This is a genomic window from Roseovarius sp. MMSF_3281, from assembly GCF_030733685.1.
Taxonomy (GTDB): domain Bacteria; phylum Pseudomonadota; class Alphaproteobacteria; order Rhodobacterales; family Rhodobacteraceae; genus Roseovarius.
Window position 1 is genome coordinate 70,999 of record NZ_JASHIM010000019.1, and the last position, 18,880, is coordinate 89,878.

At 61.5% G+C, this 18,880-nt stretch carries 9 protein-coding genes and 1 pseudogene; 4 read left to right on the top strand and 6 right to left on the bottom strand.

Going from position 1 to position 18,880, the window contains the following annotated elements:
* Positions 1-324 precede the first annotated feature (324 nt).
* The 4 genes from nhaC (at position 325) to RBB32_RS16525 (ending at position 3,678) form a co-directional block, all read left to right on the top strand.
* Complete coding sequence (gene nhaC / locus RBB32_RS16505) at positions 325-1,845, top strand: Na+/H+ antiporter NhaC (protein ID WP_306154313.1); 1,521 nt, start codon at positions 325-327, stop codon at positions 1,843-1,845.
* A gap of 50 nt (positions 1,846-1,895) precedes the next feature.
* A complete protein-coding gene (locus tag RBB32_RS16510; protein WP_306154314.1) occupies positions 1,896-2,111 on the top strand; it encodes a 4-hydroxythreonine-4-phosphate dehydrogenase PdxA in 216 nt (71 codons plus the stop codon).
* The gene (locus tag RBB32_RS16515; protein ID WP_306154315.1) at positions 2,081-2,218 is read left to right on the top strand and encodes a 4-hydroxythreonine-4-phosphate dehydrogenase PdxA; all 138 of its coding nucleotides are present in this window, start codon (positions 2,081-2,083) and stop codon (positions 2,216-2,218) included. Before RBB32_RS16510 ends, RBB32_RS16515 begins: the two co-directional genes overlap by 31 nt.
* A gap of 119 nt (positions 2,219-2,337) precedes the next feature.
* Positions 2,338-3,678, top strand: a complete 1,341-nt coding sequence (locus RBB32_RS16525) for a hypothetical protein (protein ID WP_371931078.1) — start codon at positions 2,338-2,340, stop codon at positions 3,676-3,678.
* Positions 3,679-3,775: 97 nt separating this feature from the next.
* On the opposite strand, the pseudogene RBB32_RS16530 reads toward RBB32_RS16525, so the two are convergent.
* The 6 genes and pseudogenes from RBB32_RS16530 to RBB32_RS16555 form a co-directional block, all read right to left on the bottom strand.
* Positions 3,776-3,926, bottom strand: a pseudogene (locus RBB32_RS16530) (IS5/IS1182 family transposase); the annotation flags it as partial.
* Between the two features lie 41 nt (positions 3,927-3,967).
* Positions 3,968-5,266 carry a TolC family protein gene (locus tag RBB32_RS16535; protein WP_306154317.1) on the bottom strand — a complete coding sequence of 433 codons (1,299 nt, stop codon included), beginning with the start codon at positions 5,264-5,266 and terminating at the stop codon, positions 3,968-3,970.
* Between the two features lie 61 nt (positions 5,267-5,327).
* Positions 5,328-5,822 carry a hypothetical protein gene (locus RBB32_RS16540; RefSeq protein ID WP_306154318.1) on the bottom strand — a complete coding sequence of 165 codons (495 nt, stop codon included), beginning with the start codon at positions 5,820-5,822 and terminating at the stop codon, positions 5,328-5,330.
* The gene (locus RBB32_RS16545) at positions 5,819-6,994 is read right to left on the bottom strand and encodes an HlyD family efflux transporter periplasmic adaptor subunit (RefSeq protein ID WP_306154319.1); all 1,176 of its coding nucleotides are present in this window, start codon (positions 6,992-6,994) and stop codon (positions 5,819-5,821) included. The genes RBB32_RS16540 and RBB32_RS16545 overlap by 4 nt, the downstream gene beginning before the upstream one ends.
* Positions 6,991-9,057, bottom strand: coding sequence for a type I secretion system permease/ATPase (locus RBB32_RS16550; RefSeq protein WP_306154320.1), 2,067 nt, complete (start codon positions 9,055-9,057; stop codon positions 6,991-6,993). The genes RBB32_RS16545 and RBB32_RS16550 overlap by 4 nt, the downstream gene beginning before the upstream one ends.
* 76 nt (positions 9,058-9,133) lie before the next feature.
* The coding region (locus RBB32_RS16555; protein ID WP_306154321.1) for a VCBS domain-containing protein at positions 9,134-18,880 on the bottom strand (9,747 nt) is incomplete at its 5' end.

The window sequence follows — 18,880 nt, forward strand, 5'->3', positions numbered from 1 at the left end:
CAGACGGGCTTGTCAATAGGTCGATATATACTTTCTGAAGGATAATATTGATTTATTGTTCAACAATAGGGGTATCTAAATGCTAAAAGGCTGTTCCAAAACGGGTTGAATGATCCCAGATGCCCGATCCCCAGCAATGCCATGAGATGCAGGGTCAAATCTATCTGACGCAACCGTGCGTGATCGTTTCTCGCACCAGCGCCTTCAGAGCTTCCGAGCCGCGTACAACTCGAAGCTGGGCATTCTATTCTAGTTTCACCTGTGATTAGGTGAATCTTGGCTGCATAAATCACACGCACAAGGCAGCCAAAAAGGAGGGGCAATATGTCTTTGGATGAAGTAACCCCGCGCAAGCCGTCCCTTGGCCTTGCGCTTGTACCGGTGGTTCTGACGCTATTGGTTTTGGGAATACAACTATTCTACTTTGGCGATTTCACGCCGCACATTCCGCTGGCCATCGGCCTTGCAATTACCGGGCTCGTTGGTCTCTACTTGGGGCACAACTGGGGGAACATGGAGGCGGGCGTTTTCCGCGTCATCAACGTATCGCTGCCATCCGTGTCGGTCTTGATCGTGGTTGGTATGATCATTGGCGTCTGGATCGCGTCAGGAACGGTGCCCACGTTGATTTACTATGGGTTGATTATCCTGTCCCCGCAGATATTTCTGGCGGCGTCAATGCTCATGTGTGCTGTCGTTTCAGTCTCTTTGGGCACATCCTGGGGCACTGTTGGCACCGTCGGCCTTGCATTGATGGGAATTGGCGCAGGTTTTGACGTGCCAGCCTACTGGACTGCCGGAGCCGTCGTATCTGGTGCCTTCTTCGGTGACAAGATTTCTCCGCTTTCGGATACAACCAACCTTGCACCGGCAGTTACGGGCGTGAACCTCTTTGATCACATCCGAAACATGATGCCAACGACGGTCCCCGCAATGCTAATCGCCCTCGGGATCTACATTTGGGCAGGGTTTGCTCTGGTGGACAAAGGCAACACGTCGTTCGAGCGGATCGATACAATCACCGAAGCATTGAACGAATATTTCGCGATCTCGCCCTGGCTGTTGGTGCCTGCGCTACTGGTTATTGGTCTCGCTATCGCGAAAAAACCACCAATTCCGTCGCTCTTCGCAGGGGTCGTCGCAGGTGCGATCACTGCAATGATCGCTCAGGGAGCAACGCTGCATGAAGTGTTCGGCTTCGCCAACGGTGGCTACTCCATCGATACCGGTGTTCGCGAGATCGACAGCCTATTGAACCGGGGCGGTGTTCAGTCGATGATGTGGACGATCTCTCTCATCCTGATTGCGCTTGGCTTCGGCGGCGCACTGGAACGGACAGGTTGCCTTCAAGCAATCATCGCGGCCATTTTGGCCAAGGTGCATTCCTTCGCGGGCGTTCAGACGGCTGCCATCGGGACCTCAACCGCAACCAACTTGGTGGCAGGCGATCCCTACCTTTCGATCGCACTGCCAGGCCGGATGTACGCACCAGTCTATCGCGGCATGGGGCGCTCAACCCTGAACCTCAGCCGCGCGATCGAGGAAGGCGGAACACTTATGTCACCGTTGATACCTTGGAACGCCGGCGGCGCATTTGTGATCTCAGCACTGGGATTGGGTATCGTTGAGGGGAATCTGGAAAACCTGCTTTATATCCCGTTGGCCTTCGCCTGCTGGATGACGCCGATTATCGGTATATTCTTCGCGTGGACAGGTCTCTTTTCCCCTTACGCGAGCGATGCTGAAATTCGCGATTGGCAGGAAAACGACCGTTCCATCGCGGATATGAGCGATTATGGCTATGATGACCCCTTGAAAGGACACAAGGCTGTTGCGGCAAAGTAGCCGGCTGTTCAAAAAGAAGCCTGCGCTCAAACCCGCGCAGGCTTCATATTATGAAGTGGTTTCGCTTCCCCGCTCTGCTCGAGCATATCTCTCCGCTCGGATGGGCTCACATCCTGCTCACCGGCGAAAGCGGTCTATTCGGCCGTGAGGAGGCCGAAATCATCGCGTCAGCTATCGAGGCGGCGCGGGCTGGAGGGATCGACGCTTCGGGGCCTTGGTCAGGGGATACAGTCTCATGCAGGCCCGGAAAGATCGCTTTGATGTAGTGGTCGCCCAATACCGCGACCAGTGGCTTATCCCTGTGAAGTACCTGAGTGTCGAGATAGGGGTGAACATCACTCTTGGGTCTCTCCTTCGTGCGCACCTCACCTGATCACGGCACCGCCTTTGATATTGCGAGCAGAATATCTGCTGACCCGGCAGTCTATCCGTTGCCATCGACTACGCGCGCAGACTTGCCGCCACACGCAGCAAAACCGAGGAGGTCACCTGATGGGGCTGCGTTTCACCTTCATGCTCACACGCAACGACAAAACCGCCACCTATGCCATGACGCATCTGCAAACGGCTCCCTCTCTTGGCGTCCGGCACATCGGCTTAAAGGATGTTGGGCTGCCGCTTGAAGACCTGAAATCCCTTAACAAAGCTATTCAGGCAAAAGGAGCCACCTTGTACCTCGAAGTCGTTTCTCTTGACAAAGAAAGCGAAGTCGCATCCGCGCGCGCCGCCGTCGACATCGGCATTGATGTTCTGCTTGGTGGCACTCGGGTCGATGATGTGCTGCCGGTGCTTTCCGGGAGTGGACTTCAATATTATCCCTTTATAGGCGAGCTTCCCGGACATCCGAGCGCGCTGGAAGGCACCATTGAGGAGATCGCGGCGAGTGTGGCCGATCTTGCATCCCGAGATGGCGTACATGGCCTTGATCTCCTCGCCTACCGCTCTCCGGACCAAAACGTGCCTCAGTTGATCGAGACCGTCTGCCAAGCCACAGGCAAGCCGGTCATCGTGGCGGGCTCCATTGCGGGCCAAGAACGGATTGCCGCCGTTTATGGGGCCGGTGCGGCTGGTTTCACGATTGGGACCATGGCTCTGGACGAGGAACATCCTGCGAACGGAAAAAGACTGGAAGCGCAATTGACCGCCATTCTACGGGATTTCGCCGATCTCACTGGACACCTGTCACTCTTCGGAGAAAAGGGCTCAATGTCGCCCTTGGAACATTCAGTGAAACCTGGTCGCCGCTTGTGGCAGGTCAACGATATGCAGATCAGGCTGACAAAGTTTGCCGGTCCTTTCACTTGGCATTTTCACGAGCGCCGTTTTGACAGCGGTATCCTTAGAGCTCACGTTGATCGTGATCGCGGGGTCAACGTTCGCCATCACGATCTATGTAGGTTTCGTGGATCCATCCCGTCACTACGATTGAGAGCGACCGGCAGCTTTGGACTGATCGTGTTGAGAAACTCGGTTTCCGCCCAGAGTCTGTCGATTTCGCAGAATTCCTTCCCACTGAAGCGCCGGTCCAGAAACGATGTTTGCCAAGGCGGGCTTTCCGCGAAGCATGTTCCTGTTTTTAGGCACGATTCCGCGGTGACGGCGTTTTTCAACACAATCGGCTCGAAACGGACTTTCAACGCTGCAGCAAGCAACGCCGACTCGTTGCTGCCGTTCGGCATGCCGCCGAAGCTCGGCCGCTTTCAGCCCATCCCCTCGAGGACCTTGCCATGCAAACTGGCTCGGTTTGAAAGCATCAAGGCCTCGTACGATAGCGATGGATTGATCGCCCAAGAAGCCGCAACACGCCTCAAGGTCGGCAAAACACGTCTCTAAATGCCCTCAGAGACCAGAAATCTGACTAAAACTGCGGATAGTTCCCGTAAAGTTCGCGCAAGCCGGACTACGACGTCACTTTTATGCAGTGCCCCTTCTTCAGCTTGTTAAAGCACCGTTCGACTAGGTTGCACAAACGAAGCAGCGAGCAGTCGACGCCGACGCGTAACTTGTGCAACGGGATGACGAGCCATAACATCGCGTTTGCCCATGGATTTTCGAATGCTGTCAGCACCATAGCCCCAGTCACCGTGCCAGCAAGCATGGGCGGCAGCACCATCTCATCCGATCAAAGCAGATCATCCGCCAGCGGATAGCCGTATATGCGCGTTCCTTCAAGCCCGAGCGCGCTTCGCAATCGGCCGCTGCGCACCGCGCATTCCAGCCGGGTTCGCGCCAATTCGGATTGCAGCTGGACCAATTCGGCCTTGCGCGAATAATACTCCTCTTCATTGTCGAGAAGCTCCGAAAGCTGCCGCGTGCCAAGATCCAGATACTGGCTGCGGTAAAGCTCACGGGTTTCGGACACAAGCGAAATCTGGCGTTCCAGCAGTTCGCGCTTCTGTTTTCCGGCGGCCAGCGAGCGCAGAAGCCCGCGTTCTCCAAGGCTTTCTTCAAGGCCCGCGGCGTCAACCCGCGCTTTGGCTGCGGCAAGGGTGTTGCGTGCTGCCTTTGCCTTCGCGCTGAGCGCACCGCCTTGCAACAGGTCCGACTGCACATCGAGGTTGAGGCCGACCGGCAACCGGTCGGTGCCCGCTTCTGCGCGCACGATCGGCTTAAGAGCGACACTAGGGTTAAGCGCATTCTGTGCCTGCTCCGAGGCAAGTTGCGCGCGCCCGAGTTCGAGCCGCGCCAGAAGAACGTCGTCAGTTGCATCCTGTGACTTGCAGGACGGGGAAGATATACCGATATGCCCGCCACGGGATTGCCCGCTCAGCAGGATCAGCCGATCGCGCGCCTCGGCCAGGGCGAGTTCGGTATCATTGACCAGAAAGGCGGCAGACTGCAGACGCCGGCGCGTCTCAAGCACGTCGGTCGAGGGGACCGCACCGCTGGCCGCGCGGGAGGCGACGAATTCTTCCAACTCGCCAAGCGCATCGAGCTGCTTGCGATAGACGCCGAGCAGATCAGATAGCGTTTGCACCTCGTCATAGGTTTCCAGAAGATCGGTCAGGGCCGTGTCGACCTCTTTCTGGAAGGTGACATAGCTGATCTGCATGTCGAAATCAGCGATTTTGATAGCCCGTTTGCTGTTGCCGCCGTCGAACAGCAACTGCGTTCCTGCCAGCTCAGCCACGGCCTTTCCGTCTCCTGCAGAACCGACACCGCCGCCCACCGACATTCCCAGAGCCGGGAAAAGCGCAGCGCGCTGCACCCGCACCTCATCAGCACTGGCCGAGACGAGGCTGGCTGCCTCGCGCACCGCCGGGTTGCGCAAGAGACCGTTGCGGGCCACGCTTCGGGTATCATTGCCCTTTGCCGGCGCTAGCGGTGCAAGGCTTTCGGCGCGCTCGATAAGCGCCGCCTCCATACCGTCGGGCTCAGGCAGCGCGACACAGCCTGCAAGCAGCAGGCACGCCGAGGCCATTACCAGCCCTCTGAGCTCTGTGGTCCGTTGTCGCGACGGCCGTTTTCGGATCATGCAGAGATCACCGTTTCTGTGCCGAGATCAGATTCGCACATTGCTGGCGGCGCCACACGGCGCGGTCAACCATTCCGTCATCGTCGAAAAACACGCGGTACTGGCAGATCAGCTGGCTGGGACCAGTCAGTGGCAGCGACACATGAAATTCCAGCGAACCGTCGCCATACCCGATGGCAGGGCGCCCAAGCGCCCGTTGCAGATCGCGCCGCGACATCCCCGGCCTCACGCTGCGAACCCTCGCAATCCTTTTTTTAACGCCTTCTCTGGAATAGGGTACGTTCAGGTCTGGATATTCACGGGATACCGAAGAAAAACCGGCATTCGGATCGACCATCTGGACGGAGTCGGCCTCTTGCGCCGTGACGCCCCCCAAAGGCGAAAGGGACAGAATGGCAGTCATAAGAAGGGCGCGATATGCGCCGCAATGTCGTATCATGTCGTTAACCCCTTTGCGGTCATGTTTGGTATTGCGAATGGTCGGAGTACCCCGTGCCTTCATCTTTCACGAAGCGCCTCCTGTGCCCGGTTGAACGGTTTGACGAGATACTGCCAGACGGTCTTTTCTCCGGTGCGGATGTCCACCGTCGCAATCATACCGGGAACGATCGGAAAACGCTTTCCGGCCTTGTTAGTCAGGAAATCCTCACGGGTGCGGATATAGGCTCGGTAATAGACTTGTTCGGGATTTACCTCATCGCGCACCGTGTTGGGCGAGATCGTCACCACCTCGCCGGACAGCCCGCCGAAGATCGCGTAATCATAGGCCGACAGTTTTACCTGCGCCTCCTGGCCGGGATGAATGAAGGCAATGTCGCGCGGAGAAATCCGCGCCTCGATCAACAACTGATCGTCCATCGGAACGATGGTCATCAGATTGCCGCCCGGCGGCACGACACCGCCGATCGTCGTCACCGCTATGTCCTTGACGATGCCACGCATGGGAGCATGGAAAACGAGTCTTTCAAGCTGGTCCGACCGGCCACGCATGACCGAAGCCTGCACCTCGGCTTCCGCATTGACCCGCCGCAACTCCTCGCCGGCCTGGACCCGCGCATCGGCCTGCAGGCGGGCAATCTCCAGTTCGGTCTGGGCCGCATCGCGGCGCAGTCGGATCACCTCGACCCGGCTTGCGGCGCCGCTTTGTTGCAGCTTCTCCGCGATTTCGAGCTCCTGGCGTGTCAACTCCAGCCCTTCGGTCAGGCCCGACAGTGTCTCTTGCAGGCTGTTGCGGCGTGACCGGAACAGGGCCAGTTCGTTGCGCCTCAGTTGATCGAATTCATCGCCAGACAATTCATCAGGGAAGTTTACCGTATCGCGGCCGTCCAGTTCCGCGCGCAGCCGTGCGGCCGCGGCGATACTGGAATGATATTTCGCTGCCGCTTCCTCCACGTTGGAGGCCGAGCGCGTGGCGTCGAGCCTGGCGATTGTCTGACCTTTCTCGACCATGTCGCCCTCCTTGATCGAAATCGCCGTCACGATCCCGCCTTCGAGCGACTGGATAACCTGTTCGCGCGAAGAGGGCACGACCGTGCCCTGACCGCTGGACACCTCGACCAGCGGAAAATACCAGGCCCAGCCAAGGAACAGCGCCAGCATGACGAAGACCAGCCAGACCAGCCTGCGTTCGGCCCTTGCGGTGGGGCGTTCCTCAATGATGGACAGGGCCGTCATGCCGCAGCCTCGGCGCCGCGCAATTGTGCCAGCACCTTGTCTTTGGGGCCATCCATGGCGATGCAGCCGTTGTTGACCACGATCAGGCGGTCGACGATCCGCAGAACGGCGGGGCGATGGGTGGCGACAATAACCGACACATCGCGCCCCACCTTTCCGAGTATGTCGATCATCGCCGCCTCGGAGACCTCATCGAGGGCGGCTGTCGGCTCGTCCAGCAACAGGACATTGGGTTCACGGAGCAGGAGGCGCGCCATAAGCAAGCCCTGTTTCTGGCCGCCGGACAGACCAAGCCCGCCTTCCTGCACCAGATGATCGAGCCCCTCGGGCAACCGGTGAATGAATTCGCCAAGGCCCATGCGATCCAGCGTATCCAGGATCGCCGCGTCCGTGGCATCCGGTGCGCCAAGCATCAGGTTCTCGCGCAATGTGCCATGAAACAGCCGCGCCCCCTGGCCCAGCAGGGCGATGTCGCGCCGCAGGTCCGTGGGGTCGATCAGCCCCATCACCACGTTATCGACGCGAATTTCACCCGCCAAGGGTTCAAGCAGACCTGCCAGCCCCGACAACAGGGTTGACTTGCCGGCGCCGTTGCGCCCCAGTATGGCGATGCGTTCACCCGGTGCGATCTTCATCTGCTCGATCTTCATGATCGGCGTCATCTGGTCATGGCCGAATACCGCCTCATTCAGGGCAAAATCACCGTGGATCACGGGCTTGTGGATGCGCTGTTCCTGCGGGGCAGTATCGACCGGCAGTGCCATCAACTGATCAAGGGCCTGACGGGCGACCCTTGCCTGTTGCCAGCGGGTCAGGATCTGGGTGACAGAGGCCAGCGGTGCCAGCATCCTCGAAGACAGGATTGATGCCGCGACAAGCGCGCCGGTGCTCATCTCACCCGCCATCACCAGCGGAGCCCCGAAGCAGACCACCACCGCGAAGACCGCGCCCTGCACGGTCTGCGCCCAGGATGACAGGCGGTTCACCAGATCGCGCAGCTGCATCGACGATCCGGCGGTGGTTTCGTTGTAATGGTTCCACAGGTTCTGGAACCGGGTTTCGGCCTGCAGTGACTTGATATCGTCAAGTCCCTGTATCGCCTCGACCAGCATGGCGCTGCGTAGCGCGCTTTCGCGGGTGTTGGCCTCGGCCAGCCTGCGCAGGCGCTTCTGCGCAAAAAGGCCGGGCGCCACCATCAGGACCACGGCAGCCAGCGGAATCCAGACCAACGGGCCGACGATGTAATAGAAGAGTCCGCAGAACAGCAGGAAAAACGGCACATCTGCAATTGCCGACACGGTAGTCGAGGTCATCATCTCGCGCACATGTTCCAGTTCACGCACCTGCGAGATGAATGTGCCGGTGGACCGGGGGCGGGAGGTATTGCGCACGCGCAGCGCATGACCGAAAACCCGGTCCGAAATGCGCAGATCGGCGGCCTTGCCCGCCTCGTCGGTGATCCGCCCACGCGCGAAACGCATCAGGAGGCCAAAGAATAGCGCCAGCATAACGCCCGTGAAAAGCACCCACAGCGTGTTCATGGACTGACCGGGAATGACCCGGTCATAAACCTGCATCGAGAAGATGATCCCCGCCAGCGCCAACACGTTCGTCACCAGCGACGCGATCATGACGGCCCTGTAGGGCGCAAGGTCCGCCAGGGCGATATTACGCAGCCAATCGGGGCGCCAAGGCGCGATATAATCGTCGATCCGCCGATCGGGCCGGGCAGAGGCCGGGCGCAGCACGAACAGGCGGCGGGTGCGGCGTGTCAGATCTTCGCGGGAAATTGGCGTTTCCAACCCATCGTCGCCGGATAGAGCGACCCCGAAACCATCCGGGGTTTCCCGTTCGACCACGCCGACATCACCGTCGTCGAATTCCACCACCAGTGGCAGGCGCAGGCTCGAAATTGCGTCGACCCGGACGTTCGGCTCTCGGATCGAAAGCCCCGCCGAGCGCGCGAGAACCCGCAACCGGTCTACGTCAGCAGACCACGCCATATCCAGCCGGACACGCTCGGGCGAGACGGCGATGCGGTAATGCGCGGCAACGCGCAACACCGCTTCTGTCCAACCCTTGTGAGAGCTGGTCCTGCCCGTTTCGGGGCGGGATATGCTCGTTTCGGCCGCCACGCCGTCAGACCTCGTAGACGCCCGGCTGAAGCTCATCCTCCAGTGCGGTCCCCGGCATCGAGTGGTCGGGCGCCGTGTCCTCAGATTGCTGGCGCGCATCGCCATTGGACTTTTCTTCCGGCAGGCCGGCGGTCAGATCCTCGTCATCACCCGCCGACGACATCAGATCGTCAAATGCGGGCGTCTCGGGTACGGCGGCGCGATTTGCCGTATCGCCGTCGCCGAGCGAGGCAAGGCCGAAGCCTTCCGTTTCGCCCCCTAACCCGAAGGACATCATCATCGGCGCCGCGAACGGGCTTGGCAGCGGGTCTACAGTCACGTCCTCAACCGTCAGGATCACATCCGGGCCACTGCTGTTGGTTCCGGTGAAGGTGCCGTCACCATTGTCGGTCCAGTCGCCCGAAAGCGACAGTGTGTCTTCGGCCGACCCGCGCACCGTCAGCAGGTTGCCGCCATCGGTCATGCCGCGGACCTGGTTCGGTGTCAGGTCGGTGATCGAATTTACCCCTTCGACACCGAGGTCCAGCGTCTCGACATTGCTCAGCTGCGCATCAAGCTGTGCCCCGGTCAGGCTTTCGCCGCCGCGAAAATGCACCGTGTCCTCACCAGCTTTGCCGTTGATGGCATTGCCGGTCCAGATCAGGTCGTCGTCGCCTATCGTCGGCAGTTGCGCGCTCAGGTTGACCGTCAACGTGGCGTTGGTGTCCGTGGATACCGCACCGGCATCGCCGCTTTCCACCGTCCGCGCCGTCACGTCGATCTGAACGCCGGCGGTGCCGGTGTCCTGATCTGCCAATGCGTCACGGGCCTGAACAAAGCCCAGTTCGTCCAGATCGGACTGGCTGAGCCCGGTCAGGGTGTACGTGTCGCTGCCGGCATCATAACTGACGCCCGAGCCAAGCGGCGTATTGCCCGTGTAGAAGGACGCAAATTCACCCAGGCCCGTGATTTCAAGCGTCGTTGTCTCGGTGCTTTCATCCGGGGCGGCCGTCACCGATGCACCCTCGGAATCGACCATGGACGCGTTCAGGTTCAGCGCCACGATGCTACCTTCCCGGCCGAACGAATTGGTCCCCGTCAGCGTCAGGCCGTTGGCCACCGGCGTGACCGTGACGTCGCCGATCGGCAGGACGTCCACGCGGGTCTCGGACAGGGCGGTTTCGCCCGATGTCACCGCGAGTTCCAGATCGTCCAGCGTGCCGCTCCAGTTTTGCGGCGGCAGGATACCGACATAGGGTGGCAACGAAGCGCCGCCATCGGCCAAAACCCAGGTGTTGACGCCACCGGCGCCGCCGGCGTTGACCGCCAGTTCGGCAAGGTTCGCATCGCTTGCGCTGGCCCCGGTATACAGCAGGAACCCCTCGGGCAGGTTCGACAGGAGAACCGTAAGGATTTCCTCGGAACCGTCGGCATCGTTCAGGGCCAACGCCAGATCGAGTTCGATCAGCGCGTCGTTGCTGGAATCCGCCGCCTCGGCACCTGTGAGCGGGCCGGTCGGCGAAAGCGTGACCCCGTCGTTGCTCATCTCGACCGGAATGGTCGCGGTGCCCGTCGAGGTTGTCGCGACAGCGTCGGTCTCAACGTTACGTATCCAAGCGTCAAAGGTGACGTCCCCGGCGGCCATGTTGTCCGGCGTGAACACCAGATCCTGCGGCCCGTCCATCGCCACTCCCGGGACGATGTAGTAGGTGCCGTTGGGTATGCCCTCGACATCGCTAACCGACTGCGGCGTCAGCTCCGTGCCACCCTGCGACAATGTCCCGTTTTCCAGTCCGCCCGTACCGCCGATTTGCAGGTAGAGATCGCCGTTGACGGTCGATCCGTCAGGTCCGTCGGCGGGGTTCGTCACCGTTACGGTCAGGGGAATCTCGGTATCGCTTTCCGTCACTTTGCCATCAGCGTCCGACGCACCAAGAGCGATGTCGATCGCGGCCATGTCGGTCACCGGGTTCACCGGAACGGTTGGCGCGATGGTCTCTGCCTCGGACCTGCCGGCACCGGCCACGGCGGTGGTCAGCGTGGCGTTGACCTCGAAGGGTTCGGCAAGATTGTTATCGTTGCCATCCTGCGGCGGCGTGACCTCGATGCTGTCCATAAGCGTGTCAAGTTTTGCCTGAACTTCGGCGGCGTCGTCACCCGATGCGGTCGTCACCGATGCGGTCCAGACCTCCTGACCATCGATCACGGTGCGCACCATGCCATCCACCTGCGCTCCCGCGGGCAGATCGACGATAGTGACGGTCAGGATGTTCGGGCTGGAGGTCTGAGCCGCGACCTCTGCGTCGACAATGTCGGACAGCAGGAAGCTGGTATCCTCGGTCGCCTCTGCCCCGGTGTAATCCCAGGTTTCGATCGATGCAGGGGGCTCCTCGCCGCCGGGCGGGAAGGTGGTGGTCAGGAACCACTGCGCCGTATCGGACAGAACATCGGTCGCAGACCCGGCCTGATCGCCGCGGTCCTGAGTCTGCACCGTGACCGAGATCGGCGCGTCGGTCAGCCCGGCTGCGCCATAGCCCACGGTAAAGGTAACCGGCAGATCGAGCCCACCCGCATCGTCGACCGGCAGTGCATCGCCCCCCTCATAGGTCAGCAGCCAGGTGCCGCCGCCAAGCAATTCGCCACCATCGACGGTCACGCCTTCGGGCACGTCGTCCAGGATCACGCGCACAAGGTGTTCGCTGCCGTCATGATCGGGGTTGTCGATGTTAAGGTTGACGGTCACCTGATCGCCGCTGGTGTCGACGGTCACGCTGTCGCCCGGCACCGAGTCGATGCTGTCGATCGTCAGCGCGGGTGCGTCGCTGACCGGTGTTGCGGTCAGGTCGAACCGTCCGGCGGTCCAGCCGCTGGTTTCCGGGGCCACGCTGCCGTCGCCCGGATCGGTGATCCGGTATTGCAGATCGAAACCGCCCAGCGAACCATCCAGATGCTCGCCACCCTGTGCCGAAAGCTGGCCCGCCTGCGCGCCGGTCAGTTCATAGTAATCGACGCCGCCTTCGGTGACGACCGTGAGGCCGGCAGCGGACAATGCCACCTCGGATCCGGGCGCGCCCAGATACAGCGTGAAATCGCCGCCCTCTGCATCGGAAACCTTGATGCGAACGCCGTCGAGCACCTCGTCGGTATCGCCGTTCTGATGCACGATCCCAAGGTTGATGGGCTGCAACACATCTTCGACGATCTCCGCCCCGGTCGTGACCGTGGCTTCGGGCGACGGGGTCACCGTGAAGCTGACCTCGGTTGCGGCACCCGTTCGGGAGTCACCGTCGTTCTCGGTCGTGACGGGGACCACTTCGAAATCGACCTGTCCGGCGAAGTTCTCGGGCACGGTGATCTCGGTGCTGGCAATCTGGGTGTTCTGCACAACCCACACCCTGTCGGCGCCGGTGATGTCCGGACCGGTCAGCAAAGTCCCCTGGCTCAGCCCGAAGCCGTCGGGTAGCCCCGTGACCTGAAGGGTCAGCGTTTCGGAGCCATCCGTATCCTGCGAATTGGCGGAAACCAGATCGCCCAGGTTGACGGCGTCGGCGTTGCTGTCCAGGTCCGCCTCTACATAGGTCTCCGGTGTCACGGCCACATCGGCCACGTCGGCGACACCCTTAACCGCGATATCCATCGGCAAAGTGATCGGCGGCGACTCGTCGCGAACAATGGTCCCGCCGTTATCCAGCTCGTCCACGCTCTGCGCGGTGATGTTGAGCGTGAAGTCGTCGTTGCTGTTCGGCGGCGGCGTCAACAAAAGCGGCAGCGACGGATCGAAATCGTCGAAAGTCGCGACGCCTCCGGTCACCGTCACGGGCATCCCGTCATACGTTAAACCCGCCCCTGCGGGGATATCCTCGATGGTGATGTCGAACGTCTCGGAGGGGTCCGAACTGCGCGGGCGGATCGCCAGCGGGATCTCGGAATCCTCAACCCCCTGGGTGCGCGCCGACAGCGACATCGTCACCTCGTCGGCGACAGGCGAGATCAGGACGTTGGTCAGGTACGATTGCCCGCTGGTCGCTTCGACCGTCGGCCCGGAGCCATCGTCGTCGGGGTCGACGGTATGGGCCTGCACCCCGATCCGGAACTGCCCCGAGAAATTCTCGGTTGCGCGGAATTGCAGGGTATCGAGGTATTCCATCGGCACATCGATCGGAGAACCGTCAAAGGTCGCCTGTTGCCAAGTGGTGCCATCGAACCACTGGAATTCGGATCCGACTGCATTGGTCGGCGAGCCGTCTCCATGTATCAGTTCGGGCGTCAGCCGGGCGAAGGTCTGCTCGCCGGTGTCCTGATTGTTCCAATCGCCGCCCAGGTCGAAACCGTCGCTGTTCAGGTCGAACCAGACATCTTCTTCGCCGGCGGTGGTATAGTCGAAATCACCGTTCATGGTCAGGTCATCCGTGCCATCGCCATCGGTGTCGGTGCCAACGGTCTCGGCCACCGGGTTCACGGTGACGGCAACGTCATGAACGGTAGATCTGACATCCCGAACCGGCGCGCCGTCGATCCAGGCGTTGTCCTCGCTCGTGACCGTGACTGGAATGGTCACATCGCTGCTTTCATGGGCTGGTGGGGTGAGGGTGACGGTATCGAGATAGGTTTCGAACTCGCCTGTCGTACTAGCCATGTTGGTGATTGTTACCGTCGACCCGGATGTATTCACCAATACTCCGGGCGGAAACGGCGGCGTCGTCAGAGTCCAACCTGCCGGCACGTCGAAAGACAGCTCTTGAACGAACTCCTGCCCTCCGGTCGTGGTCCTATCGCTGGTGTCCGTAACGGCAAACCCGGCTAGGAACGCGATGGCGCTATCCTCGTCGCCGTCGGCCGCCGGAATGGTGGAATCGTCCGCAACCGGTGTCACATTCAGGTTCAGGGTGACGCTGTCGCTTTCCGGTCCGCTAGTGGTTCCCGGAACGGTTGCGCTGCCGTCCCAATGGCCATCGTCATCGGTGTCCTGACTGTTCAGGGCGACAGTGATGTTATCAAGCTCACCGCTGAAGTCGGGGCCTCCGCCGATCTCGATGGTCGGCAGCGCGGTCGGATCGTCCGTCAGGCCCGAGGCGAGAAAGTTAAAGCTGTCGCCGTCCGCAACCGTCGTGCCGTTCACGACGATGTCCCAGCCGGAGCCGTTGGTAATAGTGAACGACCGGACTTCGCTGCCGTCAAGATCGGCAAAACTGGCCTCGAGGATTGCCGAAATATCCACGCTGGTGTCCTCTTCCAGGGTCACCTCGGCCTGGGTATTGCCGGTATAGACAATCGCGTCGGCATTGGTGACGGTCGAGGCATCGACGGTGTCATCGAAGGTCAGCGTCACCGGATCGGTCACCGCCTCGACATGCACGACCACGCTGTCGGTGCTGGTGGCACCCGCGACGCCGGGCAGGATCGTGCCGGTTGCATCGACCTCGTAACTGGTCACGCTGTAGGTCACCTCGAAATTCTCCGAGGCGTGTGCGGGCGGTGTCACCGTCATCCCCTCAAACTGGGCGCCGGTCATGGACAGTTCGCCGCTGGCGCTGTCCACCAGCGCGGCATCGCTCAGCGTGATGGTCACGCTGCCGCTGGCGTCGACGACATGGGGGCCGCCGCCACTCCAGGACAGGGTCGCGCCTTCGGGCAGACCGGTCAGGGTGATCTCGCCGATCCGTTCGGCGGTTGCGTTGTTGCCCGGGCCGGTGCCGTCATCGGTGATGATCGGGGCCTTCAGCCCCAGCGCCACGGCGGTGTCCTCCGGCGTATTGATGTTTTCGTCGTCGACCGACAGCCTCGGCGCATCGGCCACAGGCGCGACATTGACCGTCACGGCCGAGGACGTCAGGACGCCATCATCATCGGTGGTACTGAAGACAAAATCCTCGGTGCCGCTGAAATGCTGCGCAGGAACATAAGTGATCACGCCCGTGGCGCCGACCGTCACGGTACCGTTGGTGAAGACGTGTTCAACGCTGCCATCGGTCTGCGTTGTTGAGCTGAGGGGCGCCGCGCCACCTTCGGTGACGGTCGTGTTCGCGGCGGTCATATCCGCCGACAGGGTAAAGCTGTTGGCGGGATTTCCTGCCAGGCTGTCCTCGTCAACGTCCACTGTCAGCGTTGTGACAGGCGCATCGTCGACCACGGTGACGGTGAAATCATCCAGCGCGGTATCGTCATCGCTGTCACGCGCCTCGACGCCGAAGGTCAGGTCGAGGTCTGCCGCACCGTCATGATCAAGCGGGCCGCGCAGGTCGAAAGTATATCCTGCCGCTGCCGAAGTCGGATCGGTCAGGGTCACGACAAAGACGGTCTCCCCACCAGCCCCCTTGGTCGCGGTCAGGGTCTGCCCGTCGGCCGAAACCTCATAGTCAAGATCCACGCCACCCGAGCTCAGCCCGGAGGGCGGGCTGTTGGTGGTGAAGGTCACGTTCACATCGTCCTGCCCGGGGGTCAGGTCGAGTGTACCGCTAACCTCGCGCAGGGCCGTATCGGGGCTGCTGCCGTTGGCGAGATGCTGTTCGTCAAGGTTTGCATCCTGCGGCGTACCCAGAACCGGCACCGTATCGGTCACAGTGATCTGCTGGGTCGCCGATCCCGGCGAGACATCGCCATCGACGTCGATGGTGGTGTAGCTGAAATCGTCCCGCAGTTCGGTGTCGTTTGTCGATTTGACGTGATCGACACTTGCATCGGGGGTGTAGGACCATGTGCCGTCGCTGGCGACGGTCAAAGAGCCGTATTGCGTATTGACGGTCTCCGATCCGCCATCGGGGATTTCTATCGTGTCAGAATCCCCGTTAGTATCCGTATAGGTGATCTCATACACCCGGCCACCATCGGCGCCCAGCATGTCGTTAGACAGCAGGTTGTCACCGCCATTCGCGGTCCCGACGGCAGCGCCGCCTTCGGCCACGGAAACCGGCGTATCCGGTACCGGTGTCATGGGAGCATCATCTTCCACACCGGCAACAAGGCTATCCACGCGAATGTCGCCGTCGCTCTCCACCGCTGCGACCTGGATCGTCTCGCGGATGATATCATTGGCCGCGCTGTCGCTGTGATCCGGAGTGCTGCCGGTCAGGGTGTAGCTGTAGCTGATCGTGCCGGTTCCGGCATCATAGCCAGTGATACTGAGGGTGCCGTATTGGGTCGCCACATCCACCGGCGTGGTCGCGGAATTCTGCAAATCGGCCAGCGTCACTGTCGTGCCGCCGGTTACGGCGTCACCCGAGACCGAGCCGCCGATCACGATGGAGTCAAGCTGCGATCCGCCCGTGCCCAGCACGAAGGTCGAGTCTGCCGTTTCCGCATCCGTGCCTTCGGCGCTGCCACCGGGCAGGCCGGTTTCCGAAACCAGGATGTCCTCTGGTTCACCCGTGACATCATCGGTGATTTCAAGGCCGGTAATGTTCCGGTCAGCCGTGTCAGTATTGCCGTAGGGGTCTGTCGCGCTGGCGGAAAGCTGTACCTCGTCGCTTCCCAGCGGCCCGGACAGGGTCACGCTCCAGGTGTTGTCGGGCTGGACGGTCGCGAAATATGGCGTACCGCCCACGTCCAGTTCGATGCTTGCGCCGGGCTCGCCGGTGCCGGTGATCGTCGGCGTAACCCCTTCCTCCACCAGGACCGGGTCGATGGTCACGGTCGTTACGGTGTCCTTGTCGATCGTGTCGGTCGTTGTCAATGTATTGCCGGCCGCGTCCTCGATATCTGCGGTCACGGTCAGGGTACCGTCATCCAGCCCGCTCAGGTCGGCATTCACCGAATAGGAGCCGTCCGACTGCACCGTTATGCTGCCCGCAGGGACCGGCACACTGTTCGTGCCGTCGGAGATGGTCAGGGATGTGACCGTCCCGCCGACGGCCGCCTGTCCGTTAATCGCCACCTGGGTAAGATCGTCGACCGAGGACAGCACGTCGTCGGGGGTTGTGGCGCCCGCAGGGCTGGCATTGTCGGTGATGTCGACGCTGGCGCTGTTGATGATCCAATCCGCGGTCGCCGTAGCATTGGCCGCACCGCTGCCATCGTCGATCGTGTAAGGCAGAATCAGTTCGGCCGGGGCATTGGGGCCGGGCACGAAAGTCAGCGTACCGTCCGCGGCCAGCGAGACCGTCCCGCGACCGCCGCTCAGAGTGATGCTCCCGCCGACCGTGATGGCCTGGCCGTCCACCTCGGTCACGGTCAGGGTAGCGGTTTCGCCGGTGTCAACGTCACTGTCATTCGCCAAGACGTTCATCACAGCATTGTCGCCGGCCACGACCAGTGTCGCGTCGTCCTGCGCATCCGGCCGGTCGTTGCTGCCGTTGATCGTGACGGTGACCGTGACGGTGTCGAGAGTTCCTTGGGAATCCTCCACCGTGACCTCGTAGTCCTGCGTCAGGACCTGGCCGTCGCGCAGCGCATCGAGATCGGAATCGTTCACCGTGAAGGTCCAGTCGACTTCGCCGGTGACAGGATCGAGCGCGCCGGGTGTGAACGTACCGAGGTACCCCGCGCCCTGCGGTGCGGCGGTGACATTGTGGGTGTCTGCCGTGTCGATACCCGAGACCTGAAGCGCCCCGGTCTGGACGTGGTCGAGCGTGTTTTCATCGGAGTCGCCGTCGGGCAATTCCGTGACCGTCGCCGAGAGGTCCGACCCGGCCGATATCTCGGGCGCATCGTTGGTGCCGTTGATGGTGATCGTCACCACCTGCTCGTCGTAGCCGCCATCGTTGTCGGTCACCCGTACGGTGATCTCTTCGGTCAGGGTGCCGCCGACGGGCAGCGCCTGCACATCGGGGTTTGTGTTGTCCAGCGCGTAGTGCCACTGGCCAGTGCTGTCGACGGTCAGGGTGCCATAGTCGCCGGTATTCCCCTCCACGGTCCAGTCATGGAAGTTGCTCGTATCGACGTCATCCTGCGACAGTTGGCCCATCGCGGACAGCGTGACATCCTCGGTGACATCGCCCGTTGCGACGCCCGAGATCACCGGATCATCATTGGTGCCGTTGATGGTGACGGTGATGGTGCTGGTCGCAGTTCCGTCGGCCGAGGTTACCTGCCAAGTTTCCGTGAACGACTCGCCCAAGGCAAGGGATTGCACCTCGGGCAGGGAGTTGTCCACGTCATAGGTCCAGTTTCCGGTCGCGTCGACCGTCAGGGTGCCCAGTGCGGCACCGCCATGGCTGGCGCTATCGAAGGCAAGGCTGCCGGTGTCGAAGCGGTCCTCGCCGGCGTCCACATCCGTGATCGTGACCTGCCCGGTCGCGGTCAGAATGTCGGTGCCGCCATCCGAATCCTCGGTTGCCTGCCCGGAGTCATCGGTCACGACCGGCACGTCGTTCGTCCCGGTCACCGTGATCTCGATGGTCTCGCTTGCGGTGCCGTCGAGGCTGTCGACCGTCAGCTGGTCGGTGACGATTTCGCCATCGGTCAACGCCTGCGTGGCGGGACGGTCGTTGTCCAGCGCATAGGTCCAGGCGCCGGTGCCGGCATCAAAGCTGAACGTGCCGTAGGTTCCCTGCAGATCGGAAGGTGTCTGGAAAACCGCCTCGCCGGCATCGATATCACTGACGGTCAAGGTGCCGCCCGCAGTCGGGGTGCCAGCCGCAGCGTTCCCTATACCGCCAGCCTCGACAACGGCCCCGGTTCCATCCCCGGTAATCGTCGCTGGGTCGTTCTGCGGGGTCACGGTGACATCGACGGTGATCGTGTCGCTGCCCCCGTTGCCGTCATCGACCGTCACCGTGAAGCTGTCGTCGCCGTTGTAATCCGCATTCGGCCTGTATTCATAGCCACCGTCCGGGTC